The organism is Amycolatopsis sp. NPDC045836 (assembly GCF_056431745.1).
The window spans coordinates 343,915-366,180 of sequence record NZ_JBWKKF010000006.1 but is presented as its reverse complement, the minus strand read 5'-3'; the positions used below and the strand labels follow the sequence as shown (position 1 = coordinate 366,180).

The following is a 22,266-nucleotide window of genomic DNA, read 5'->3' as shown; positions in this document are numbered from 1 at the left end:
AATGCTGGCGTGACGATCCCGATCGGCCTGTCCACCGCTTCGGTGTGGCCGCTGAAAGCCGGGGCGGGCTTCGAGCTCGCCGCCGACCTCGGTTACGACGGGGTCGAGGTGATGGTCTGGGTGGACCCGGTCAGCCAGGACGTGGCGGCGCTGCGCCGGTGGTCGCGGTCCACCGGCGTGCCGGTGCTGTCGGTGCACTCGCCGTCGCTGCTGATCACCCAGCGCGTGTGGTCACCCGATCCGGTGGTCCGGCTGCGGAAGAGCGTGGAGGCCGCGCAGGAACTCGGGGCGCGCACGGTGGTGGTGCACCCGCCGTTCCGCTGGCAGCGCCGCTACGGCGACGGTTTCGCCGACCTGGTCGCCGAGCTGGAGGACGCCAGCGGGGTGGCCATCGCGGTGGAGAACATGTTCAAGGTGCGGCCGCCGGGGCGGAACCGGGACGCGCGCTTCTCCGCCTTCCGGCCGTCCATCGACCCGACCGACGTCGGCTACCGCCACTACACGCTCGACCTGTCGCACACCGCCGCCGCCGGGATGGACCCGCTCGCGCTGGCCGAGCGGATGGGGGCCGGGCTGACCCACGTGCACCTGGCCGACGGCACCGGCGTGCCCAAGGACGAGCACCTGGTGCCCGGCCGCGGTGGGCAGCCGTGCGCCGAACTGCTCGAACTGCTGCTGCGCACCGGGTTCGACGGCCAGGTGGTGCTGGAGGTGAACACCCGGCGGGCGGCCGAACCCCAGCGGCGGGTCAAGGACCTCGCCGAAGCGCTGCTGTACGCGCGCCTGCACCTCGGCCAGTGAGGTCCAAGATCAACTTCACCGGCTCGGCGGTTCGGTTTCCCGGAGCCGAACCCGTAAGGTTCCCGGCGTGAACCCCCTGCGCTCCACGATCCTCGCCGCCGCGGGCAGCGACCGGCTGCGCCGGCTCGTGGCCACCGCGCCGGGCACGCGCGGGGTGGTCCGGCGCTTCGTCGCCGGGGAGGACCTCGACCGCGCCGTCGCGGTGGTGCGCGAGCTGGCCGACGACGGCCTGTCCGCCACCCTGGACCACCTCGGCGAGCACACCACCGACACCGAGCTGGCCGAGCGCGCCGTGTCGACCTACGTGGCGCTGCTGGACCGGCTGCACGACGAGGGCCTGGCGCCGCACGCGGAGGTCAGCGTCAAGCTGTCGGCCGTCGGGCAGCAGCTGGACCCCGGGCTGACGCTGGACAACGCCGCTCGCATCTGCGCCGCCGCCGAGCGGTGCGGCACCACGGTGACGCTGGACATGGAGGACCACACCACCACCGACGCCACCCTCGGCACGCTCGCGGAACTGCGCCGGCGGTGGCCGTGGGTGGGTGCGGTGCTGCAGTCGTACCTGCGCCGGACCGAGGCGGACGCGGTCGCGCTGGCCGGTTCGCGCGTCCGGCTGTGCAAGGGGGCGTACGCGGAGCCGGAATCGGTCGCCTACACCACCGCGGCCGAGGTGGACCGCAGCTACGTGCGCGCGGCGAACGCGCTGCTGGCGGGCGGCGGCTACCCGATGTTCGCCACCCACGACCCGCGGCTGGTGGCCGTCCTCGGGGAGCGGGCGCGCTGGTACGGGCGGGAAAGGGCACCTACGAGTTCCAGATGTTGTACGGGATCCGGCCGGCGGAGCAGCGCCGGCTGGCTGGGGAGGGGGAGACCGTGCGGGTGTACGTCCCGTTCGGACAGCAGTGGTACGGCTACCTGATGCGGCGGCTGGCCGAGCGGCCCGCGAACCTCGGCCTCTTCCTGCGCGCGCTGGCCAGCCGTTCGTGAGCGCAGCAGAGGAGGCCGTGCCGTTCGGCGCGGCGGTTTCCACCCGCTCGCTCGGGGACGGCACCTTCACCGCCGACCTGCGGCCGGAGTGGGCGATCGGCACCCACCCGCACGGCGGGTTCCTGCTGGCCCTGCTGGCCAGGGCCGCGCAGGCGTCGCTGGCCGAACGCGGTGAGGCGCAGGCCGAGCCGCTGGTGGTCAGCGCCGAGTTCCTGCACCCACCGGCCATCGGCCCGGTGCTGCTGCGCACCGAACTGCACAAGCTGGGCCGCCGCGCCACGGTCGTCGGCGTGCGGCTGGAGCAGCGCGGGCGCAGTTGCGTCGAGGCCAGGGTGACCACCGGCAAGCTGCCGGTCCGGCGGCCGGAGTGGACCGACGTGCCGCCGATCCCGGCCGAACCCCCGCCGGGGGCGATCCCGGTCGGCGGCACCACCGCCGAAGGCGCGTTCAACCTGGCGAAGGCGTGCGACGTGCGGCTGGACCCGGCGACCGTCGGCTACCTGGCCGGGCGCACCTCGGACGCGCCGCGCGTGCGGCTGTGGGTGCGGCCGCGCACCGGGCAGCCGGACCCGCTGTTCGCCCTGCTCGCCGGGGACGTGAACCCGCCGGTGGTGTTCAACCTCGGCAGGCTGGGGTGGACGCCGACGGTGCAGCTGACCGCGTTGATCCGCTGCCGCCCGGCCCCCGGCTGGCTGCGCGTGCAGGTCGACTGCCGCGCCGTGCACGAATCCTGGTTCGACTCGGACGCCACCGTGCTCGACTCCGCCGGCCGGCTGGTCTGCCAGGCGCGGCAACTCGCCCTGGCCCCGGGCCCCTGAGCCGGCGCGGTGATAATCGGGGCATGGCTGTCATCGCGGTGCTCGGAGCGGGCAAGATCGGGGAGGCCCTGCTGTCGGGGCTGCTGCACGGCGGGCGACGGCCCGGTGAGCTGCTGTTCACCGAGCGGTACCCGGAGCGCGTCGACGAGCTGACCCAGCGCTACGGCGTGCGCGGGGTCGACGTGCCCGAGGCCGCGAAGCTGGCCGACGTGCTGATCGTCGCGGTCAAGCCGCAGGACATCGAGCCGCTGCTGGACGAACTGGGGCCGCTGCTCCGGCCGGAGACGCTGGTGGTGTCGCTGTGCGCCGGGCTGCCGACGGCGTTGTACGAGCGGCGGCTGGCCGAGGGCACCCCGGTCGTCCGGGTGATGCCGAACACACCGATGGTGGTCGGCGAGGCGATGAGCGCGATTTCACCCGGTCGGTACGCCACCGCCGACCACTTGGCGCTCGTCGAGGAGCTGCTGGCGTGCGTGGGCAGCGTCGTCCGGGTGCCGGAATCGCAGCAGGACGCGGTCACCGCGTTGTCCGGCTCCGGCCCGGCCTACTTCTTCTTCCTGGTCGAAGCCATGATCGACGCGGGCATCCTGCTCGGGCTGCCGCGCAACATCGCCGAGAAGCTGATCGTGCAGTCGGCCGTCGGCGCGGCGAAGATGCTCGCGGAGACCGGCGAGCATCCCGTCACCCTGCGTGAGGCCGTCACCTCCCCGGCGGGCACCACCATCAACGCCATCCGCGAACTGGAGAACCACGGCGTCCGCGCGGCCCTGCTCGCGGCCATCGAAGCAGCTCGGGACCGGTCGGTGGAACTGGGCAGGGCCCACGACTGACCTGCCCCGGGTGGGGGGATTCGCCCACCCGGCTGGCCAGCAAACGGGCGAATGTTGGCGATATCGGGCCTGGTTGGCGCCATTTCCGGTGACAGGCGTCGCATTAGTCCCACCGGCACCGCTACTCTCGCTAGAAGCACGTGCGTGTCGGTACCGCCGGTGGGGAAGCCGCGCGGCGCGACACGTGTCGAAGGACGCGGTGACTATGCCGACGAAGAAGAAACAAGAAGAACCAACAACAACACCACGCCAGGTCCAGTTCCTGACCGTCGCCGAGGTGGCCACGCTGATGCGGGTCTCCAAGATGACCGTCTACCGCCTCGTGCACTCGGGTGAACTCCCGGCTGTCCGGGTGGGGAAATCGTTCCGGGTGCCGGAGAAGGCGGTGCACGAATACCTGGACAGCGCCTACTACGACGTGGGATGACACCTCCCCCGCCGACCGGTCGCCCTCCGGCCACCGGTAACCTAGTAGGCCGCTCGTCCTTGTTGCGCCGAAGACCGCGCCGGGCCGGGTGATCACTGACGAGAGGTTAAGGAGCACCTGTGGGCTCGGTCATCAAGAAGCGCCGCAAGCGCATGTCCAAGAAGAAGCACCGCAAGCTGTTGCGCCGCACGCGGATGCAGCGTCGCAAGCAGGGCAAGTGAGCGGCGAACCACAGGTTCCATCGGCTGCGCGCCCAGCGCAGCGAACGGCCCGTCCGGCTCAGCCGGGCGGGCCGCCGCCATTCGTGTGGTCTGTCCCCGGAATCGGTTGAGCGGCGTTAACAGCAGGTAAGAGGCCTTCCGGCCCGCTCGCGGCGGGGTAACATCTCGGGTGCGCCAGCGCGATACGGTCTGATGGAAACCCGGGGCGCCACCCCCGGAGCCCCGAAAGGTGCCAGAGCCAGCCGCGCACTGAGTGACAGCGTCCGGAGCTGCGGCTGTCCACCCGTGAACAGATGCCCGCACACACCCGTCCAGGGGGCCGAATGCCGTCCAAGATCGTGCTCGTCACCGGAGTCGGTGGGGAACTGGGCGGGCGACTGCTCGCCCGCCTCGGCTGCAACCCCGACTTCGAGCGCGTGATCGGCGTCGACACCACCTCACCGGCCAAGTCCGTGCTCCAGCGCATGGGCCGCGCCGAGTTCGTGCGCGCCGACATCCGCAACCCGCTGATCGCCAAGGTGATCAGCACCGCCGGGGTGGACACCGTGGTGCACGCGTCCACCACCTGCCACCCGGCCGCCCCCGGTCGCCGCACGGCGATCAAGGAGGTGAACGTGATCGGCACCATGCGGCTGCTCGCCGCGTGCCAGCGTTCGCCGAAGGTCCGCAAGCTCGTGGTGAAGTCCTCCGCCGCGGTCTACGGCGCCAGCTCGCGCTCGCAGGCGGTGTTCACCGAGGACTCGGAACTGATCCCCACCTCGACCAGCGGGTACGCCAAGGACGCGGTCGAGATGGAGGGCTACGTGCGCGGGCTGTCCCGCCGCCGCCCCGACATCATCGTCACCATGGCGCGGTTCACCAACCTGATCGGCCCCGAGGTCGACACCGTGCTCTCGCGCTACTTCTCGCTGCCGGTGGTGCCGACCGTGCTCGGGTACGACGCGCGGATGCAGCTGCTGCACTCCTCCGACGCGCTCGCCGTGCTGGAACAGGCCACCATCGAGGACAAGCCCGGGGTGTTCAACGTCGGCAGTGAAGGGGTACTCACCCTGTCGCAGGCCATTCGCCGGGCGGGCCGGGTCGAGTTGCCGATGCCGCGCGGTGTGATGCCGTCGGTCGGGCGGATGCTGCGCGGGGCGCGGCTGGTCGACTTCTCCGCCGACCAGGTGCGGCTGCTGAACTTCGGCCGGGTGGTGGACACCACGAAGCTCAAGCAGGAGTTCGGCTACGTCCCGCGCTGGACCACGCGGGAGGCGTTCGACGACTACGTGCAGGGGCGCGGCCTGCGGCCGGTGCTCGACGGGCCGCGGCTGGCCAAGCTGGCGAGCAAGGTGGCCGTCGCCGCCGTCACCGGTCAGGCCGGCGGGCGATGAGCCGCGCGGACGGGGTCAGGGAGACCAGAAGGGAAGGCAGGGCGCAGGAAGTGACCACGAGCACGAGCGCGCAGGTGATTCCGCTGCACGGACCGGGCCGGGAGAAGGCCCCCGACGCTTCGGCCGCGGTTCCCCGGCCGGAGGGCGCCGCGGAGGAAGCGACCAGGCTCACCGACGCGCCGATCTTCCCGTTCCCGACGGCGCGGCCGTCGGTCGACGAGGTCGAGGCCGAGCTGCCGAACGCGCTGGTCAACCTGCTGAAGTTCGTGCGCAACCGGCTCACCGGCGACTACGTCGTCGACGAGTTCGGGTTTGACGCCGAGCTGACCGACGCGCTGCTGATGCCGCCGTTCCGCCTGCTGTACGAGAAGTGGTTCCGGGTGAGCACGCACGGCGTGCACAACCTGCCGGTCGACGGCGGTGCGCTGCTGGTCAGCAACCACTCGGGCACCATCCCGCTGGACGCGCTGATGACCGCGGTCGCCGTGCACGACGAGCACCCCGAGCACCGGCACCTGCGTGGGCTGGGCGCCGACCTGGTGTTCCGGATGCCGCTGGTGGGTTCGCTGGCGCGCAAGTCGGGGCAGACGCTGGCCTGCAACCCCGACGCCGAGCGGCTGCTGCGCGCCGGTGAGCTGGTCGGCGTGTGGCCGGAGGGGTTCAAGGGCATCGGCAAGCCGTTCTCGTCGCGGTACAAGCTCCAGCGCTTCGGGCGCGGCGGTTTCGTTTCGGCGGCGATGCGGGCCGGTGTGCCGATCATCCCGTGCTCGATCGTCGGCGCCGAGGAGATCTACCCGAAGATCGGGGACGTCAAGCTGCTGGCGCGGTTGCTGGGGCTGCCGTACTTCCCGGTGACGCCGTTCTTCCCGCTGCTGGGGCCGCTGGGCGCGATCCCGCTGCCGACGAAGTGGCACATCGAATTCGGCGAGCCGATCCGCACGGACCAGTTCGGCCCGGACGCCGAGGACGACCCGATGCTGGTGTTCAACCTCACCGACCAGGTGCGGGAGTCGATCCAGCAGACCCTGTACCGGCGCCTCGCGCAACGCCGGAGCGTCTTCCGGGACTGACCCGGTTGCCCCTTGCGGGTGCCTGCCCGGGTGGCGGCGTGCGGCTCGTGTGCCCGAGCGAGCGGTTCCGGGGTTCAGCGGCGCCGGTAAGCCAGGCCCGCGGCGACCGCCCCGGCGACCGCGCCCGCGCCCAGGACCGAGGGCACGCCGATCTTGGCGGCCTTCCGGCCCGTGCGGAAGTCGCGGATTTCCCAGCCCCGGGCCCGCGCGACCTCCCGGAGGCTCGAGTCCGGGTTCACCGCGACCGAGGTGCCCACGGCCGACAGCATCGGGATGTCGTTCGACGAGTCCGAGTACGCGGTGCACCGGCGCAGGTTGAGACCTTCGCGCGCGGCCAGCGCCCGGACGGCGTGTGCCTTCGCGCGCCCGTGCAGCAGGTCGCCGACCAGCCGTCCGGTGTAGACGCCGTCCACGCTTTCGGCGACCGTGCCGAGCGCACCGGTCAGGCCCAGCCGCCGCGAGATGATCGCGGCCAGTTCCACCGGGGTGGCGGTGACCAGCCAGACCCGCTGCCCGGCGTCCAGGTGCATCTGCGCCAGCGCCCTGGTACCGGACCAGATCTTCTCGGCCATCAGCTCGTCGTAGATCTCCTCGCCGACGTCGACCATCTCCTGCACCGTGCGACCGGCCACAAAGGACAGGCCCTTTTCGCGGTGGGACTTGATGTCGTCGTGGTTCTCGCGGCCGCCGATCCGGAACTTCAGCTGCTGCCAGGCGAAACCGGCCAGGTCGGAGGTGGTGAAGAAGTTCCGCGAGGCCAGCCCGCGGACGAAGTGGAAGATCGACGCGCCCATCATCATCGTGTTGTCCACGTCGAAGAAGGCGGCGGCGGTCAGGTCGGGCGGGGCGGCGGCAGCGGGCGGCTCGACCTGGTCGACCTCGGCCGGACCGGCGACCGGCTCCGGCGGCACCACCCCGGCGGCCAGGTCCTGCGCGGGCACGGTCAGGACGGCGGACGGAGCCTGCTCCATCGCGACGGCGGCCTCGGCGGAGGCCTCACCGGCCATCTCCGCGAGCCGCTCAAGCTCCTGACTCTTGTCCTTCCCCCACCGCGCCACGCTCACCGCCTCCGAATCGTGGGAAACGCCTGTGCACAGGGTAGCGAGCCGGGGTGGCCGACGGGTTACCAGCCGACCCTCACCTCGGGCAATCCCGGCAGCAGTGGGGGAAGTCTCAGCAGTTCACCAGGTGGCGGCGGGGTGATCGGCGGCCGGGGGCGGACCACCGGCGGCGGTACCTCCGTCACCGGCGGTGCCGGTGCGCCCGGTTCGACGAGCACCGGCGTGGCGGTTTCCGGGCGGTGGTCCACCGGCGGGCTGGTCACCACCCGGGACCCCGGCCGGTCGGCCGGCACCCGTGCCGGTTCCCCTGGTTCCGCGGTGACCGGCGGCACCGGATCGGCCTGCCCGCAGCCGCCCGCGGCGGGCAGCGCGCCCAGGTCGTCGTGCTGCCCGGAGGTGATCTGGTAGCAGGCCATCCGCCCGGCGAGCGCCGACGCGCGCTGGTCGACCCGGCCGACCAGGGCGACAGCGTTGTCATAGGCGGTACCGGCCCCGTCCGGCACCCGCGGCCGCAGTTCACCCAGCAGCCGCGACTGCTCGGCGGCCCAGCCCCGGAGGCCGGTCAGCTGCACGCCGGAGGTGCCGGTGGCGACCGCGGTCAGCTCGGCGGTGCCCAGCCGGGCGGCCTCGCCGAAGCTGTCCAGCGCGGTCCGGAACTCGACGGCCCCGCCGCCGCTGATCTGCCGCAGTTCCGCGAGCCTGGCCTCGGCGTGGTGCAGGCGCTTGCCCGCGCGGGCCTCGTCGTCGAAGGTCAGCCCGACCGCGGCGGTCTCGCCCGCCAATTTCACGCCGTAGAGGGAATCTCCGGGCAGGGCGTCGGCGGCGAGCACCACACCGAGACCACCCAGCACCAGCACCCCGGCGAGACCACCCGCCACCGCGGGGCCCAGGCGCATCCGGCGGCGCGGCGGGGCGGGCGGGTCCGGGCGCGCGGCGATGGCCGCGGCGATCCGCGCCTTCGCCGCCGGATCGGGCGAAGCCGTGCTGCCGAGCCGGCGCAGTTCGCCGACCAGGTCGAGTTCGCGGCGGAACTCGTCGTCACCCGACGACGGGTCCTCCACAGCACGCGCGAACCGGTCGTGGTCGCGCTCCCACGGCAACTTCACGGCTGGCTAACGAACAGCCGGCGACGACAGTTACGGAGAACTACCGCAAACCACTCGGCAGGAGCTGGGCCAGCCGCCGGACCGCCCGGTGCTGCAGCGCCTTGATGGCGCCTTCGTTGCGGTTCATGATCTCCGCGGTCTCGGCCACCGAGAGCCCCTGCATGAACCGCAGCAGGATGCATTCGCGCTGGTCACTGCCCAGCTGGTCGATGCAGCGGAACAGCTCGGAGCTGGTCGCGCGGCTGATCACCTGCTGCTCGGGACCCGCCGGGGCCTGCGCGGTGGCCCCGGGGAACGGGCTGGCGCCGCCCTCGGACACCTCGTCGGTGACCACTTCGAGCCGGAACCGGCTGGACTTGACGTGGTCGAGGATCAGGTTGCGGGCGATGGTGACGAACCAGGCGCCGACGTCCCGGCCCTGGTAGCTGACCGAGGTGATGCGGCGCAGGGCGCGCAGGAAGGTCTCGCTGGTCACGTCCTCGGCCAGGTCGCGGTCGCCGAGGCGGAACAACACGTACCGGTAGACCATGTCCACGTACCGGTCGTAGAGCTTGCCGAAGGCGCCCGCGTCACCCTGCTGGGCGGCGTGCACCAGGTCCCAGGCTTCGGCTTTGACGGCTTCGGCCTGCGCGGTGCGGTGCCCGGCGGCCTCGCGGCGGCTCGGCACGCCCGCGACGGCGAACGGCGGTGTTCCGCCGGCCACAGCGACTTGCAGGCCCATCGTCTTCGCACCTCCCAGGCCCTTTGCCGAGCCTTCGAGTGATCAACACCACCCCCAGGACCAGTGCAGCATACGTGTTGTTACCGCGAAGTAGGTAGTGGTGTTCCGCAGACTTGAGGCCCACGAACGGGTGATATCCCCGGTACGGGGGATGGGGATGACAGACTGGCTACGGTGTGGGTCCGCACGCGGAAGGGGTTGGGATTTGTCGTCCGAACAGGGGAATCTTCAGGGCCACCGGGGCGCGGCCGTGGCCGCGGGCAACGTCTCGGCGCTGGTTTCCGCGGCCGCCGGCCGCTGGCCGGATTCGCTCGCACTGATCGATTCAGGAAGCGGCCGGAAGCTGACCTGGGCCGAAGTGGACCAGGCCGTGCACGCCGAAGCGCGGCGCCTGCTCGACGCCGGGCTGTCCGCGGGCGACCGGGTGGTGCTGCGGCTGCCGACCTCCTGCGCCTTCGCGGTGGCGTTGTTCGGTGTGCTCCGCGCGGGTGGCATCGCCGTGCCGCTGTCCCCGCAGGCCCCGGACGCCGAGATCCAGCCGCTGCTCGAGCACTGCGGCGCGAAGCTGCTGATCAGCCACGACCCCGGGGCCGAGGAGGTGCCGGAGGGCGTCACCGTGCTCACCGCCGGTGACTGCGCGGCCGACGGTGAGCCGGTCGAGCCGATCGGGTCCGGTGAGGACACCGCCGTGGTCTCCTACACCTCCGGCACCACCGGCCCGCCGCGTGGCGTGATGCTGTCGCACCGGGCGCTGCTGGCCAACGTCGAGCAGATCTCCTCGATCCGGCCGCCGGTGCTGGAGCACTTCGACCGGGTGTTCATCGCGATCCCGCTGTTCCACGTCTACGGGCTGGGCCCGGGGCTGCTGCAGTCGGCTTCGGCGGGCGCCACCGTGCTGCTGTCCGAGCGGTTCGACGCGCGGCGCGCGCTGGCCGACTGCACCGAGTACCGCGTCACCTCCATCGTCGGGGTGCCCGCGATGTACGCCGAGTTCGCCGCGCTGGACGCCGACGAACTGGGTGCCGGGTTGAGCACCGTGCGCCGGATGACCTCGGGCGCGGCCCCCCTGCACCCGAAGGTGCTGGCGGCCATCCGGTCGGCCACCGGCCTGGACGTCTACGAGGGCTACGGGCTGACCGAGGCGGCGCCGGTGGTGACCACCACGCTGGTCACCGGTTACCCCAAGCCCGGTTCGGTCGGGCGCCCGCTGCCCGGGGTGGAGCTGCGGCTGGTGGACAGCGACGGCTCGGCCGGGCCGGTGCTGTCCGATCCCGAGGACCTGGTGGACAGCTTCGACGAGGAGGACGGCGGCACCGGGCTGGTCGCGCTGCGCGGCGCGAACCTGTTCTCCGGTTACTGGCCGGACGGCGCGCACGGCCCGGACGCCGAGGGCTGGTTCCGCACCGGCGACGTCGGTTACCTGGACACCGACGGCGACCTGCACCTGGTCGACCGCGCCAACGACCTGATCATCGTCAACGGGTTCAACGTGTACCCGAACGAGGTGGAGACGGTGATCGCCGAACTGCCCGAGGTGGTCGAGGCGGCCGTGGTCGGGGTGCTCGACGAGCGCAGCGGTGAGGCGGTGAAGGCGGTCGTGGTGGTCGCGCCGGGTGCTTCGCTGTCCGCGCAGCAGGTGGTCGACCACTGCGCCGGGCGGCTCGCCGGGTACAAGATCCCGCACACCGTGGAGTTCGCCGAGAGCCTGCCGCATTCGGCGACCGGCAAACTGCGGCGGCTGCGGCTCCGGTAGGAAAGGTGCCATGGCGCAGGAAGTGACGGTCGTGACCAGGCAGGGGTGCTCGGCGTGCGTGCGCGCGGAGGCCGACGTGGCGCGCATCTGCGGTGAGCTGGGCGTGGCCTGGAAGACCTTCGACGTGGACAGCGACGCCGAGTGGCGGGCCGAGTACGGCGACCGCGTGCCGGTGATCCTGATCGACGGCGACGAGCACGGGTACTGGTCGGTCGAGGAGGACCGGTTGCGCGCGGCGCTCGCGTAAGGCATCCGTAAGGGCGTCCCGGCGGACTTCCGGTGTCGCGCCGACGACGATGGGGGCATGCGCACCAGCCCTTCCCGCGTCCACGCGGCCGCGATCGGAGTGGTCGCCGTCGGCGCGGCCGCCGCGGCCGGGCACCTGCTCTCCGCGTTCCTGGGGCGGAACTCGTCCCCGGTGGTCGCGGTGGGTGCCACCATCGCGGAGTTCTCGCCGAGCTGGCTGACCGAGTTCGGCAAGGACACCTTCTACCTCCACGACAAGCTCGCGCTGTTCGTCGGCATGGGCCTGGTGATGCCGGCGCTCGCGGCGGTGGCGGGCCTGCTTTCGCGGCACTCGCGGACGCCGGGGCTGGTGCTGATCGGGTTCTTCGGCGTGCTCGGGGTGCTGGCCGTGCTGCGGCGGCCGGACCTCGGGCAGCTGGCGGTCCTGGCGCCGCTGGTCACCTTGCTGACCGGGTGCTGGGTGTTCTCGTGGCTGCACGGGCGGGCTTCGCGGGAGGAGTTCGACGGTGGCGGGCTGAGCCGGCGGGGGTTCCTGGTCGCCGGGGCCGGTGCCGGGGTGGCCGCGATCGCCGGTGAGGTGATCGGCGTGAGCCGGGACGCGGAGGTTTCGCGGACCGCCGTCGGCGAGCTGGTGCCCGCCCGGCCCGCACCACCGATCCCGGCCGACGCCGACTTCAGCAAGCTCGGCACGCCCGCGTTCCGCACGCCGAACGCCGAGTTCTACAAGATCGACACCACGCTCGCGCTGCCCCAGGTGCGGGCCGAGGACTGGCGGCTGCGGGTGCACGGCCTGGTCGACCGCGAGGTGAGCTTCGGTTACGCCGACCTCCGCGGCCGTCCGCTGGTCGAGCGCGCGGTGACGTTGTGCTGCGTGTCCAACGAGGTGGGCGGGGACCTGATCTCCACGGCCACCTTCGTCGGCGTCGACCTGCGGGACCTGCTCCTGGAGGCGGGTGTGCGGCCGGGGGCCGAGCAGCTGTACTCCACCAGCGCCGACGGCTGGACCTGCGGCACCCCGCTCCCGGCGGTGCTCGACCCGGGGCGCGGCGCGATGCTGGCGCTCGGCATGAACGGCGAACCGCTGCCGGTCAAGCACGGCTTCCCGGCCCGGCTGGTGGTCCCCGGGTTGTACGGCTACGTGTCGGCCACCAAGTGGGTCACCGACCTGGAGGTGACCACCTGGGCGGCGCGGCGGGCGTACTGGCTGGACCGGGGGTGGTCGCGGGAGGGGCCGGTGAAGACCCAGTCGCGGATCGACGTGCCGAAGCCGTTCTCCACGCGGGCGGCGGGGAAGACGGTGGTGGCCGGGATCGCCTGGGCGCAGCACACCGGCATCGAGCGGGTCGAGGTGCGGCTGGACCAGGGCCCGTGGCGGCCTGCCACGCTGACCGCCGAGGTGAACGCGGACACCTGGCGGATGTGGTGGGTGGAGCTGGACGTGCCGCCGGGGCCGCACCGGGTGTCCTGCCGGGCGGTGGACCGGTCCGGTCAGGTGCAGACCGGCGAGGTCGCCGGCACCGTGCCGGACGGCGCCACCGGCTGGCACTCGATCTCGATCACGGCTGCCTAGGCGCCGCCCGGCGGGCCACGACCGTTGGGCGGGTGCCCCTAGTCCGGGGTGGCGCCGGACGGTCCGGGCTGAGGCGCCCCGCCGGACCGGGAACCGCTGTCGGGGCCGCTTTGGGCGGCGCCGCTGCCGGGGCTTTGCTGACCGGCTCCGGCTTCGGCGTTGCCCGTCACCCCGGCTTCGCTGACCGCCTCGGTCAGCTGCGTGAACTCGTCCCGCAGGCGCTGCACCTCGCTCTGGAAGCGTTCCGCGAGCCGGATGACCTCGTCGACGGCCTTGATGACGTGGTCCTCGGCCTCAGCCGACGCCGAACCGCCCGTCACCTCGTGCGCGGCCGTGGCGGCGGCGTTCGCCACCCCGGTGATCTGGTTCGCGGCCTGGGTGACCAGCCGGTCCAGCTGCCCGGCCAGCTCCGCGATCCGGTCGGCGAACAGCGCCACCCCGGCCCGGTCCTGCTCCAGCTCGGCCAGTTCGCCGCGGGCCGCGTCCAGCGCCTCGGCGGTGCCCTCGCCTTCGCTGCCCCCCAGCTCGGCGATGTCCGACTTCTGCTGCTCGATCGCCTTGTCCAGGTCGGTCAGCGAAGTGCGGAGCTGGTCGGCGTAGGCGGTGATCGCCTGCGGGTCGCAGTCGACGTGCTGGAGGACTTCGACCGGATCGGCGGCGCCGAGCTGCTTCGCCGCCGCGGCCAGTGGCTGGCAGGCGGCGACGGCCTGGTCCAGTGCGGGGTGCGTCATGCCCGGCCTCCCGCGGCCCGCAGGTCGTCCCGGCTTTCGGAATCGGCGCGGTCGTACTCGTCGGCCGCGGTGTCGAGCTTCCCGGCGAACTCCCCGATGCGCGTGTGCCGCGTGCGCAGCCGGTCCAGCCGCTGCCCGACGGCCGCCTCGATGTCACGGGCCAGTTCCGGCCCCGGCCCCGAGATGCCGAAGGCCGCGATGGGCACTTCGGCCGCCGAAATCGCCCGCACCGCCGTGCCGACGAACTCACCGCTCTCGCGGAATCCGGCGGCCGTGCGGCGGATCCTCCCGGTGTCGACGCGGAATCCGGTCATCGTGTCCCCCTTCGTGCTGGTGCGGCCCAGCGTGCCCGCCGCCGCTTTCCCGGCGCTTTCACCGCGGCGGCAGGTCGAAGGAGGGCACCAGCCAGGTGGACGGCGGCTCGTCGCCGTCCTGGTTCGCCGCGACCCCGGCCGGGGGAACCGGCTCGGCACCGTCCGCCCGGACCCACACCGGTTTCCCGGCCGACGGCACCCGGACCGGCAGCGGCTCCCCGAGGTGCGCGCGGACCCAGGTGCTCATCCGAGGTGGTGGGCGCGGCGTGCCGCGGTCAGTTCGGCGGCGGCGCGCTGGGCGACGGTGGTGGCCTGGAGGATCGCGTTCGCCAGCGTCCTGGCGTCGACCTTGCGCACCAGCGTCGCGTTCACCGACACCGCGACCACCTTCCCGCCCGCGTCGGCCTCCACTTCGACCAGCTCACCGCGGTCCCGCGCGGTGACGGTGCGCTGCGCGAGGTCCTTCCGCAGGGCCAGCAGGCCCTCGTCGGCGCGGTTGTTCCTGGCGGCCAGCGCGCTCAGCGAAGAGACCATGGCGCCAGCCTGCCCGGTGCCGCTTTCAAGACGGTTTCACCCGATTTCCGCGAGCAGCTCCCGCACGCCCGCGGCTTCCGGATCGCCCTGCCTGGTGAACGCCTCCAGCGCCTCACGCAGGTACTCGCGGGCCTCGCCGTCGCGGCCCATCGAGTGCAGGGCCGAGCCGATGCGGGCCTGGAACCGCGCGACGCGCCAGTCCTCGCCGAGCGACCGGCTGATCTCCAGCGCCTCCCGGTACGGCTCCAGCGCGCGTTCCGGCGCCCCGGCGTCGCGGTGCAGGTCACCCAGCGTGCAGAGGGTGAAGCGGCGGGCGGGGACGTCGGCCGCGCGGCGGTGCACGTCCATCGCCGCACGCAGGTACGACTCGGCCTCGGCGAAGGACCCCAGCTGCCGGTACACGTCGCCGAGGTTGTTCAGGCAGTAGCCCTCGCCCCGCGGGTCGCCGAGTTCGCGGAACCGGCGCATGCCCTCGCGGTAGCACTCGGCGGCCTCGACGAACCGCTTCGCGTTGTCGTAGGCCACGCCGAGGTTGTTCTGGTTCCACGCCCCGGCGAGCCCCTGACCCGTCTCGTCGAACAGCTTCGCGGCCTCGACGTGGCATTCGATCGCCCGTTCCCGGTCGTGCAGGTCGTCGTAGGCGACACCGAGGCCGTTGAGCATGTGCGCGCGGCCGGCCGCGTCGGCGACGGCGAGCGCGGCCCGGTGCGTGCCGAACCAGTCGTCCCACTGGCGGCAGGAGAAGAAGTACATCAGCAACGCGGAGGCCAGCTGCCAGGCGATCGTGGCGTGCCCGCGGGCCACGGCGTCGCGCACGGCCGCGCTCAGGTTCGGCCGTTCCAGGTCGAACCAGGCCAGCGCCGCGTCGCGGTCTTCGAAGGCGGGCAGGTGCGGCGGCGCGTCGACCGCGTCCGTCCACATCGGACGGGCGTGCGGGTCGAGCACGGCCCGCGCGTTGATCGCCGAGTGCAGGTACCAGCCGAGGATCCGCCGGGTGGCGGCGTCGTCCTCACCGGCCGATTCACCGGCGTACGCCCGCAGCAGGTCGTGCATGGCGTACCGGCCGTCGGCGCTCGCCTCGACCAGGTTCGCCCGCCGGAGCTGCCCGAGCGCCCGCCGTGCGGTGCGCAGATCGGTCTCCGCCAGCGCGGCGACCGCCTGCTCGCCGGTGTCGTGCCCGGGGTGCAGGCCGAGCAGCCGGAACACCCGCGCGGCCTCGGCCGGCAGGTGGTGGAACGACCAGGAGAACGCCGAGCGGACCGCGGCCCGCGGATCACCGTCGGCGTCGAGCAGGTCGAGCCGCGCCCGCTCGTCGGCCAGCTCCTCGACCAGCGCGGCGATACCGCGGGACGGCCGGTCGCGCACGGACTCCGCGGCGATCCGCAGCGCCAGCGGCAGCCGCGCGCACAGTTCGATCAGCTCCGCCGCGGCCGCCGGTTCGGCGTCGACCCGGTCGCCGGTCAGCTCGCGGAGCAGGGTGAGCGAGGCCGCCGCGGGCAGCCGGTCCAGCGCCAGCCGCCGGGCGCCGTCCAGGGTGACCAGGCCGGTCAGCGTGTCGCGGCTGGTGACCAGCACCACGCAGGAGCCGCTGCCGGGCAGCAGCGGGCGCACCTGCTCCGCGGTCCTGGCGTTGTCCAGCACGATCAGCAGCCGCCGTCCGGCCACCAGCGTGCGGAACCGGGCCGCGCGCTCGGCGAGCACCGGGGTCAGCGCGGCGCCGTCCACGCCGAGCGCCCGCAGGAACCCGGCCAGCACGTCCGCCGGATCGGCGGGCTGGTCCGGGCCGTAGCCGTGCAGGTCGGCGTAGAGCTGGCCGTCGGGGAAGCGCTCCCGCGCGCGGTGGGCCCAGCGCAGCGCGAGCGCGGTCTTGCCCGCCCCCGCGGTGCCGGTGACCACCGACAACGGGGCGAGTTCGTCCAGTTCGGCGAGTTCCGGCTCCCGGCCGGTGAAACCACGCACCCGCGCCGGGAGCTGGGCGGGCACCGGCGTCGCCTCGGCGGGTCCGGTCTCGCGGCCCTGGAGGATGGCCTGTTCGAGGTCACGCAGCTCGGCGCCCGGTTCCAGGCCCAGTTCGGCCCGCAGCACCCGGCGGGTGGCCCGGCAGGCGGCGAGCGCTTCGGCCTGCCTGCCACCGCGGTGCAGCGCCCGGATGAGCAGGGCCTGCAGCCGTTCGCGCAACGGGTGCGCCCCGGCCAGCGCGCCGAGTTCCCCGACCGCCGACAGGTGCCGCCCGGCCGCCAGTTCCGCCTCGAACAGCGTCTCCAGCAGGTTCAGCCGGATCTCGGCCAGCCGTCGCGCCTCGTCCGTGAGCAACGGCACGTCGAGCCCTTCGAACGGCGTGCCCCGCCACAGGTCCAGGGCTTTCCTGGCCAGCCCGGGGTCTTCGGCGGCCTCGGCGGCGAGTGATTCGAATCGCTCCGCGTCCAGTTCCCCCGGCAGCACGCGGAGCAGGTAACCGCCGGAATCGAAGCGCAGGCGGTCCGGTTCGAGCAGCCCGCGCAGCCGGTGGACGTGCAGCTGGAGCTTCGGCGCGGCCCGCCGGTCGGCGCCGCCACCCCACAGCGCGTCACCCAGCTGGTCCACGGGGACCAGGCGGTTCGCCCTGGTCAGCAGCACCCCGAGGAGGATCCGCTGCAGCTTCCCCGCCGGTGCCGCCGACCCGGCACCGCGGCGGACGCGCAGCGGGCCGAGCACCTCGAATTCCATCTGGTCACCCCCTGATCGCCAGTGTGACCTGGAACACCGGTGCCCGGGGACCGTTTTCGGTGGGTGGAAACGCCCGTCCGACGGGCGGGTAACCTCGTTCCAGTGGCTCTACCAGTCACTTTGTGCATGCGTTCACAAGTGGCTACCGTAGTGCCATCGCCCCGCGCGGCGCCGGGTATCGAACACCGTAGCGCCCGCCGGGTCAAGGGTTGATTTTTCAGCCCCGTTCCAGCAACAGGTCCGACCGGTGTTGACGAGGAGATCAGGCGTGGTCGCACAGCGGGGCCGCCGAGGTGGCGCGGCCAGGCAGGCGGACACCCCGGACGCCGACAACGCCCCCACCGCCGAGATGCCGGCGGTGCCCGACGCACCGGTCAACGGCAACGGCCCCGACCCGGTCCGCGCCAGGAACATCCCCGAGGCCGCCGTCGCCCGCCTCGCCGTCTACCTGCGGGTGCTCTCCGCGATGGCCGAGCAGGGCGCGACCACGGTGTCCAGCGAGGAGCTGTCCGCGGCGGCCGGGGTCAACTCGGCGAAGCTGCGCAAGGACCTGTCCTACCTCGGTTCCTACGGCACCCGCGGCGTCGGCTACGAGGTCTCCGTGCTGGTCGGCCACATCGAGCGCACGCTCGGGCTGACCCGCAAGCACAAGGTGGCCGTGGTCGGCATCGGCAACCTCGGCCACGCGCTGGCCAACTACGGCGGTTTCCCCGGCCGCGGTTTCCCGGTGGAGGCGCTGTTCGACCTCGATCCCGACCTGATCGGCGTGCCGGTCGGCGGGCTGCCGGTGTCGCACCTGGACGAGATCCCGGAGGTGTGCGCCGAACGCGAGATCTCCATCGGCGTGATCGCCACCCCGCCGACCGCGGCGCAGTCGGTGTGCGACCGGCTGGTGGCCGGTGGCGTGCAGTGCATCCTCAACTTCGCGCCGGTGGTGCTCCAGGCTCCACCGCACGTCGAGGTGCGCAAGGTAGACCTGGCGGTCGAGCTGCAGATCCTGTCGTTCCACGTGGCGCGCAGGGCCGACGAAGAAGCAGGTGTCAACGGCGTGGCGAACAACGGCATGGTGGTGCGATCGTGAGCATTCTGGCCATCGGGCTCTCCCACCGGACCGCGGACCTGACCACGCTGGAGCGGGCCGCGGTGCCCGCCGCCGAGCTGGGCAAGGTGCTGCACGAGCTGCAGCAGGCACCGCACATCGCCGAGGTCATGGTGCTGTCCACGTGCAACCGCATCGAGGTCTTCGCGGTGGTCGACGCCTTCCACGGCGGGCTGTCCGACGTCTCCGCGGTGCTCGCGCGCCAGGCCGGGGTCGAACCGGCCACGCTGTACGAGCACCTGTACGTGCACTACGCCGGTGCCGCCGTCGAGCACATGTTCTCGGTGGCCGCCGGGCTGGACTCGATGGTGATCGGCGAGTCGCAGATCCTCGGCCAGGTCCGCACCGCCTACGCCACCGCCCGCGAGGCGGGCACCGTCGGCCGCGTGCTGCACGAGCTGACCCAGACCACGCTGCGCGTCGGCAAGCGCGTGCAGACCGAAACCGGCCTCGGCGAGCTGGGTGCTTCGGTGGTGTCCGAGGCGCTGCGTGCCGCCGGTGAACTGGCGGGCAAGCACGCGCTGGTGGTCGGCGCCGGTTCGATGGGCGCGCTGACCGGGTCCCACCTGCGCAAGGCCGGGATCGGCTCGATCACCGTGGCCAACCGCACCACCGCCAACGCCCGGCGACTGGCCGCCTCGATCGCCGAGCAGGGCGTGCCCGCCACCGCCGTGGCGATGAGCGAGCTGGCCGCCGCGGTGGCCGAGGCCGACGTCGTGGTCACCAGCACCGGTGCCGCCGACGCCGTGCTCGATCCCTCCCACGTGCTCCCGCGCGACGGCCGTGAGCTGGTCGTCTGCGACCTCGGGCTGCCGAGGGACGTCGACCCGGCCGTCGGTGAGCTGCCCGGGGTGCGGGTGGTCGACCTGGAGACCGTCCGCCGCCGGATGAGCGCGGCCACCGGCACCTCCGAGACCGACCGGCAACTCGCCAAGGCCACCGGCATCGTGCTGGACGAGGTGCGCGAGTACCTCGCCGGTCAGCGCAGCGCCGAGGTCACCCCGACCGTCACCGCCCTGCGCAAGCGGGCCGCCGAGGTGGTCGACGCCGAACTCCTGCGGCTGGACAACCGGCTGCCGGAGCTCGACACCGCGGTCCGCGAAGAGCTGGGCCGCACCGTCCGCCGCGTGGTGGACAAGCTCCTGCACGCGCCGACCGTGCGCGTGAAGCAACTCGCCGGACAGGACGCCGGGACCGACTACGCCAGCGCGCTGCGCGAGCTGTTCGAGCTGGACCCCGCCGCGCCGCAGGTGGTCGCGCGCCCGTCCGACACTCCAGAGAACAACGGTGAACCCCAGTGAGCAGGACCATCAGGATCGGCACGCGCGGCAGCAAGCTGGCGCTGGCCCAGACCGGAACCGTGGCGCAGGCGCTGGAAGCCGCCGGCGCCACGGTCGAACTGGTCACCATCTCCACCCCCGGCGACCGCTCCAGCGCGCCGATCGCCCAGATCGGCATCGGCGTGTTCACCTCCGCCCTGCGCGACGCGCTGACCGCCGGGGAGATCGACGTCGCGGTGCACTCGTACAAGGACCTCCCCACCGCACCCGCGCCGGGGCTGGAGATCGCCGCGGTCCCGCCGCGCGCCGACCCGCGGGACGCGCTGATCGCCCGTGACGGCCTGACCCTCGGTGAACTGCCGCCGGGGTCGACGGTCGGCACCGGCTCGCCGCGGCGCACCGCGCAGCTGCGCGCGCTCGGGCTCGGTTTGGAAATCGTGCCGATCCGGGGCAACATCGACACCCGCATGGGCAAGGTGAGCAGCGGTGAGCTCGACGCCGTGGTGCTGGCCAGGGCCGGACTGGCCCGCGTCGGCAGGCTCGCCGAGATCACCGAGACGCTGGACCCGATCCAGCTGCTGCCCGCCCCGGCCCAGGGCGCGCTGGCGGTGGAGTGCCGCGCCGACGACACCGAGGTCGAACGGCTGCTGCGGACCACCTTGGACGACGAAGCGACCCGGCTCGCGGTGACCGCGGAACGGGCCATGCTGGCCGCGCTCGAAGCCGGGTGCAGCGCCCCGGTCGGGGCGCTGGCCGAGGTGGTGGAGGACCTCGACGAGAACGGCTCGGTGATCGAGCGGGTCTCGCTGCGGGGTACCGCCGCCGTCGCCGGGGACGGCGACGCGGTCGACATGCTGCGGGCTTCCGCGGTGGCGAGCAAGGCCGACGCGGCGAAGCTCGGCCGGGAACTGGCGGCCGAGCTGCTCGATCTCGGCGCCGGTGCGCTGACCGCCAACTGATTCTCGTTCTCCCCCGTGGAGAACCGCATGCCAGGCAAAGAGGAGAGAGACGTAGAGATGACCCCCGCGCGCAAGACCACCGGGCGCGTCGCCTTCGTGGGCTCGGGCCCCGGCGACGCCGGCCTGCTGACCGTCCGCGCCCAGGAACTGCTGGGCAAGGCCGAGGTCGTGGTGACCGATCCGGACGTACCCGCCGGTGTGCTGGCCTCCGCCCACCCCGACGCCGAGGTGCGCCCCGCGGTGGGGGACCCGGCCGAGGTGGCGAAGGACCTGGTCAACGAGGCCAAGTCGGGGCGGCTGACGCTCCGGCTGGTGGCCGGTGACCCGCTGACCCAGCCCGCCGCGGTGGCCGAGGTGCAGGCCGTGGCCAAGACCACCGCCGTGTTCGACGTGGTGCCCGGGGTTTCGCCCGGCGCGGCCGTGCCCGCCTACGCCGGTGTCGCGCTCGGTGGCACGCACACCGAGGTCGACGTGCGGTCCGAGGTCGACTGGGCGGCGCTGGCCGCCACCCCCGGCCCGCTGGTGCTGCACGCCACCTCCAGCCACCTCGCCGAGGCGGCCGGTGCGCTGACCGAGCACGGGCTGGCCCCGGCCACCCCGGTCGCGGTGACCTCCAACGGCACCATCAACACCCAGCGCACGGTGGACTCGACGCTGGCCTCGCTCTCCGCCGACGCCGGTGAGCTGGTCGGCCCGCTGGTGGTCACCGTGGGCCAGGCCGCCGGGCAGCGCTCGAAGCTGTCCTGGTGGGAGTCGCGCGCGCTGTACGGCTGGAAGGTGCTGGTGCCGCGCACCAAGGAGCAGGCAGGCGACATGGCCGACCGGCTGCACAGCCACGGCGCCACCTCGCACGAGGTGCCGACCATCTCGGTCGAGCCGCCGCGCAGCCCGGCGCAGATGGAGCGTTCGGTCAAGGGCCTGGTCGACGGCCGGTACCAGTGGCTGGTGTTCACCTCCACCAACGCGGTGCGCGCGGTGTGGGAGAAGTTCGAGGAGTTCGGGCTGGACGCGCGGGCGTTCTCCGGGGTGAAGATCGCCTGCGTCGGTGAGGCGACCGCGGCGAAGGTGCGCTCGTTCGGCATCATCCCCGAGCTGGTGCCGTCCGGGGAGCAGTCCTCGGAGGGGCTGCTGGCCGAGTTCCCGCCGTACGACGACGTGCTGGACCCGGTCGACCGGGTGCTGCTGCCGCGGGCGGACATCGCCACCGAGACCCTGTCGGCCGGGCTGCGCGACCGCGGCTGGGAGATCGACGACGTGACGGCCTACCGGACCGTCCGGGCCGCCCCGCCGCCCGCCGACACCCGCGAGATGATCAAGACCGGTGGCTTCGACGCGGTGTGCTTCACCTCGTCGTCGACCGTCCGGAACCTGGTCGGCATCGCCGGCAAGCCGCACACCCGCACCCTGGTGGCCTGCATCGGCCCGAAGACCGCGGAAACGGCGACCGAGTTCGGCCTGCGCGTGGACGTGCAGCCGGAGGTCCCCAACGTGACGGCACTGGTCGACGCCCTCGCCGCGCACGCCGCCCGCCTGCGTGCCGAAGGCGCCCTGCCGCCGCCGCGCAAGGCCAAGCGCGCCCGCCGCTCGTAACGGCTCTTCGGCAACGGCGGCCCCCTCCCACCGGGAGACGGGCCGCCGTTGTGCATTCCGGGGTATTTG

22 protein-coding genes and 1 pseudogene are annotated in these 22,266 nt (G+C 73.1%); 15 read left to right on the top strand and 8 right to left on the bottom strand.

Going from position 1 to position 22,266, the window contains the following annotated elements; all coding sequences use genetic code 11:
- The first annotated feature begins 9 nt into the window (after positions 1-9).
- The 8 genes and pseudogenes from AC07EG_RS13850 to AC07EG_RS13815 all read left to right on the top strand — a co-directional run bounded on the left by AC07EG_RS13850 (position 10) and on the right by AC07EG_RS13815 (position 6,527).
- Positions 10-801: a sugar phosphate isomerase/epimerase family protein gene (locus AC07EG_RS13850; protein ID WP_478253426.1), complete on the top strand. Its 792-nt coding sequence runs from the start codon at positions 10-12 to the stop codon at positions 799-801.
- A 67-nt stretch (positions 802-868) separates the two neighbouring features.
- A pseudogene (locus AC07EG_RS13845) lies at positions 869-1,788 on the top strand (proline dehydrogenase family protein).
- A complete protein-coding gene (locus AC07EG_RS13840; RefSeq protein WP_478253425.1) occupies positions 1,785-2,606 on the top strand; it encodes a thioesterase family protein in 822 nt (273 codons plus the stop codon). Before AC07EG_RS13845 ends, AC07EG_RS13840 begins: the two are co-directional and overlap by 4 nt.
- A gap of 23 nt (positions 2,607-2,629) precedes the next feature.
- Positions 2,630-3,436, top strand: coding sequence for a pyrroline-5-carboxylate reductase (gene proC / locus AC07EG_RS13835; RefSeq protein ID WP_478253424.1), 807 nt, complete (start codon positions 2,630-2,632; stop codon positions 3,434-3,436).
- Between the two features lie 205 nt (positions 3,437-3,641).
- A complete protein-coding gene (locus AC07EG_RS13830) occupies positions 3,642-3,863 on the top strand; it encodes a helix-turn-helix domain-containing protein (RefSeq protein ID WP_478253423.1) in 222 nt (73 codons plus the stop codon).
- Between the two features lie 119 nt (positions 3,864-3,982).
- Positions 3,983-4,084: a 30S ribosomal protein bS22 gene (locus AC07EG_RS13825; RefSeq protein WP_017986394.1), complete on the top strand. Its 102-nt coding sequence runs from the start codon at positions 3,983-3,985 to the stop codon at positions 4,082-4,084.
- 323 nt (positions 4,085-4,407) lie between these two features.
- Positions 4,408-5,457: an NAD-dependent epimerase/dehydratase family protein gene (locus AC07EG_RS13820; RefSeq protein ID WP_478253422.1), complete on the top strand. Its 1,050-nt coding sequence runs from the start codon at positions 4,408-4,410 to the stop codon at positions 5,455-5,457.
- Positions 5,454-6,527 carry a lysophospholipid acyltransferase family protein gene (locus tag AC07EG_RS13815; protein WP_478253421.1) on the top strand — a complete coding sequence of 358 codons (1,074 nt, stop codon included), beginning with the start codon at positions 5,454-5,456 and terminating at the stop codon, positions 6,525-6,527. The genes AC07EG_RS13820 and AC07EG_RS13815 overlap by 4 nt, the downstream gene beginning before the upstream one ends.
- A gap of 74 nt (positions 6,528-6,601) precedes the next feature.
- Here the strand turns inward: AC07EG_RS13815 and AC07EG_RS13810 are convergent, their stop codons facing one another.
- From AC07EG_RS13810 to AC07EG_RS13800, 3 genes are read right to left on the bottom strand one after another with little or no spacing between them, the layout of a single operon-like run.
- A complete protein-coding gene (locus AC07EG_RS13810) occupies positions 6,602-7,591 on the bottom strand; it encodes an HAD family hydrolase (protein WP_478253420.1) in 990 nt (329 codons plus the stop codon).
- A 59-nt stretch (positions 7,592-7,650) separates the two neighbouring features.
- On the bottom strand, positions 7,651-8,694 hold the full coding sequence (locus AC07EG_RS13805) for a DUF5667 domain-containing protein (RefSeq protein ID WP_478253419.1): 1,044 nt from the start codon (positions 8,692-8,694) through the stop codon (positions 7,651-7,653).
- A 40-nt stretch (positions 8,695-8,734) separates the two neighbouring features.
- Positions 8,735-9,415, bottom strand: coding sequence for a sigma-70 family RNA polymerase sigma factor (locus AC07EG_RS13800; RefSeq protein WP_478253418.1), 681 nt, complete (start codon positions 9,413-9,415; stop codon positions 8,735-8,737).
- 151 nt (positions 9,416-9,566) lie between these two features.
- Here AC07EG_RS13800 and AC07EG_RS13795 point away from each other — a divergent pair, with 151 nt between their 5' ends.
- From AC07EG_RS13795 to AC07EG_RS13785, 3 genes are read left to right on the top strand one after another with little or no spacing between them, the layout of a single operon-like run.
- Positions 9,567-11,168, top strand: a complete 1,602-nt coding sequence (locus tag AC07EG_RS13795) for an AMP-binding protein (protein ID WP_478253417.1) — start codon at positions 9,567-9,569, stop codon at positions 11,166-11,168.
- Between the two features lie 10 nt (positions 11,169-11,178).
- Positions 11,179-11,415 (top strand): glutaredoxin family protein, encoded by a 237-nt coding sequence (locus tag AC07EG_RS13790; RefSeq protein WP_478253416.1) that lies wholly within the window; start codon positions 11,179-11,181, stop codon positions 11,413-11,415.
- 57 nt (positions 11,416-11,472) lie between these two features.
- Entirely contained in the window at positions 11,473-12,984 is a 1,512-nt protein-coding gene (locus tag AC07EG_RS13785; protein WP_478253415.1) for a molybdopterin-dependent oxidoreductase, read from the top strand.
- Positions 12,985-13,022: 38 nt separating this feature from the next.
- Here AC07EG_RS13785 and AC07EG_RS13780 read toward each other — a convergent pair whose 3' ends face one another.
- Genes AC07EG_RS13780 through AC07EG_RS13760 form a run of 5 tightly spaced genes read right to left on the bottom strand, consistent with a single transcriptional unit; the run spans position 13,023 to position 17,269 of the window.
- Positions 13,023-13,715, bottom strand: a complete 693-nt coding sequence (locus tag AC07EG_RS13780; protein ID WP_478253414.1) for a hypothetical protein — start codon at positions 13,713-13,715, stop codon at positions 13,023-13,025.
- Positions 13,712-14,029 (bottom strand): type VII secretion target, encoded by a 318-nt coding sequence (locus tag AC07EG_RS13775; RefSeq protein WP_478253413.1) that lies wholly within the window; start codon positions 14,027-14,029, stop codon positions 13,712-13,714. The genes AC07EG_RS13780 and AC07EG_RS13775 overlap by 4 nt, the downstream gene beginning before the upstream one ends.
- Positions 14,030-14,087: 58 nt before the next feature.
- On the bottom strand, positions 14,088-14,276 hold the full coding sequence (locus AC07EG_RS13770; RefSeq protein WP_478253412.1) for a hypothetical protein: 189 nt from the start codon (positions 14,274-14,276) through the stop codon (positions 14,088-14,090).
- Positions 14,273-14,563: a YbaB/EbfC family nucleoid-associated protein gene (locus tag AC07EG_RS13765; RefSeq protein WP_478253411.1), complete on the bottom strand. Its 291-nt coding sequence runs from the start codon at positions 14,561-14,563 to the stop codon at positions 14,273-14,275. The genes AC07EG_RS13770 and AC07EG_RS13765 overlap by 4 nt, the downstream gene beginning before the upstream one ends.
- Before the next feature lie 36 nt (positions 14,564-14,599).
- Positions 14,600-17,269, bottom strand: a complete 2,670-nt coding sequence (locus AC07EG_RS13760) for an AfsR/SARP family transcriptional regulator (protein ID WP_478253410.1) — start codon at positions 17,267-17,269, stop codon at positions 14,600-14,602.
- Between the two features lie 268 nt (positions 17,270-17,537).
- Here AC07EG_RS13760 and AC07EG_RS13755 point away from each other — a divergent pair, with 268 nt between their 5' ends.
- Genes AC07EG_RS13755 through AC07EG_RS13740 form a run of 4 tightly spaced genes read left to right on the top strand, consistent with a single transcriptional unit; the run spans position 17,538 to position 22,197 of the window.
- Positions 17,538-18,350 carry a redox-sensing transcriptional repressor Rex gene (locus tag AC07EG_RS13755; protein ID WP_478253409.1) on the top strand — a complete coding sequence of 271 codons (813 nt, stop codon included), beginning with the start codon at positions 17,538-17,540 and terminating at the stop codon, positions 18,348-18,350.
- A complete protein-coding gene (locus tag AC07EG_RS13750; protein WP_478253408.1) occupies positions 18,347-19,669 on the top strand; it encodes a glutamyl-tRNA reductase in 1,323 nt (440 codons plus the stop codon). Before AC07EG_RS13755 ends, AC07EG_RS13750 begins: the two co-directional genes overlap by 4 nt.
- The gene (hemC, locus tag AC07EG_RS13745) at positions 19,666-20,607 is read left to right on the top strand and encodes a hydroxymethylbilane synthase (RefSeq protein ID WP_478253407.1); all 942 of its coding nucleotides are present in this window, start codon (positions 19,666-19,668) and stop codon (positions 20,605-20,607) included. The genes AC07EG_RS13750 and hemC overlap by 4 nt, the downstream gene beginning before the upstream one ends.
- Positions 20,608-20,664: 57 nt before the next feature.
- On the top strand, positions 20,665-22,197 hold the full coding sequence (locus AC07EG_RS13740; protein ID WP_478253406.1) for a bifunctional uroporphyrinogen-III C-methyltransferase/uroporphyrinogen-III synthase: 1,533 nt from the start codon (positions 20,665-20,667) through the stop codon (positions 22,195-22,197).
- Positions 22,198-22,266: the final 69 nt, after the last annotated feature.

What these genes read in the sequence shown, in the direction of transcription:
- AC07EG_RS13740 (WP_478253406.1), top strand. Translation starts at nt 20,665, where the DNA reads ATGACCCCCGCGCGCAAGACCACCGGGCGCGTCGCCTTCGTGGGCTCG.
- proC (WP_478253424.1), top strand. Translation starts at nt 2,630, where the DNA reads ATGGCTGTCATCGCGGTGCTCGGAGCGGGCAAGATCGGGGAGGCCCTG.
- AC07EG_RS13780 (WP_478253414.1), bottom strand. Translation starts at nt 13,715, where the DNA reads ATGACGCACCCCGCACTGGACCAGGCCGTCGCCGCCTGCCAGCCACTG.
- AC07EG_RS13815 (WP_478253421.1), top strand. Translation starts at nt 5,454, where the DNA reads ATGAGCCGCGCGGACGGGGTCAGGGAGACCAGAAGGGAAGGCAGGGCG.
- AC07EG_RS13775 (WP_478253413.1), bottom strand. Translation starts at nt 14,029, where the DNA reads ATGACCGGATTCCGCGTCGACACCGGGAGGATCCGCCGCACGGCCGCC.
- AC07EG_RS13830 (WP_478253423.1), top strand. Translation starts at nt 3,642, where the DNA reads ATGCCGACGAAGAAGAAACAAGAAGAACCAACAACAACACCACGCCAG.
- AC07EG_RS13795 (WP_478253417.1), top strand. Translation starts at nt 9,567, where the DNA reads ATGGGGATGACAGACTGGCTACGGTGTGGGTCCGCACGCGGAAGGGGT.
- AC07EG_RS13800 (WP_478253418.1), bottom strand. Translation starts at nt 9,415, where the DNA reads ATGGGCCTGCAAGTCGCTGTGGCCGGCGGAACACCGCCGTTCGCCGTC.
- AC07EG_RS13820 (WP_478253422.1), top strand. Translation starts at nt 4,408, where the DNA reads ATGCCGTCCAAGATCGTGCTCGTCACCGGAGTCGGTGGGGAACTGGGC.
- AC07EG_RS13765 (WP_478253411.1), bottom strand. Translation starts at nt 14,563, where the DNA reads ATGGTCTCTTCGCTGAGCGCGCTGGCCGCCAGGAACAACCGCGCCGAC.
- AC07EG_RS13785 (WP_478253415.1), top strand. Translation starts at nt 11,473, where the DNA reads ATGCGCACCAGCCCTTCCCGCGTCCACGCGGCCGCGATCGGAGTGGTC.
- AC07EG_RS13790 (WP_478253416.1), top strand. Translation starts at nt 11,179, where the DNA reads ATGGCGCAGGAAGTGACGGTCGTGACCAGGCAGGGGTGCTCGGCGTGC.
- AC07EG_RS13770 (WP_478253412.1), bottom strand. Translation starts at nt 14,276, where the DNA reads ATGAGCACCTGGGTCCGCGCGCACCTCGGGGAGCCGCTGCCGGTCCGG.
- AC07EG_RS13760 (WP_478253410.1), bottom strand. Translation starts at nt 17,269, where the DNA reads ATGGAATTCGAGGTGCTCGGCCCGCTGCGCGTCCGCCGCGGTGCCGGG.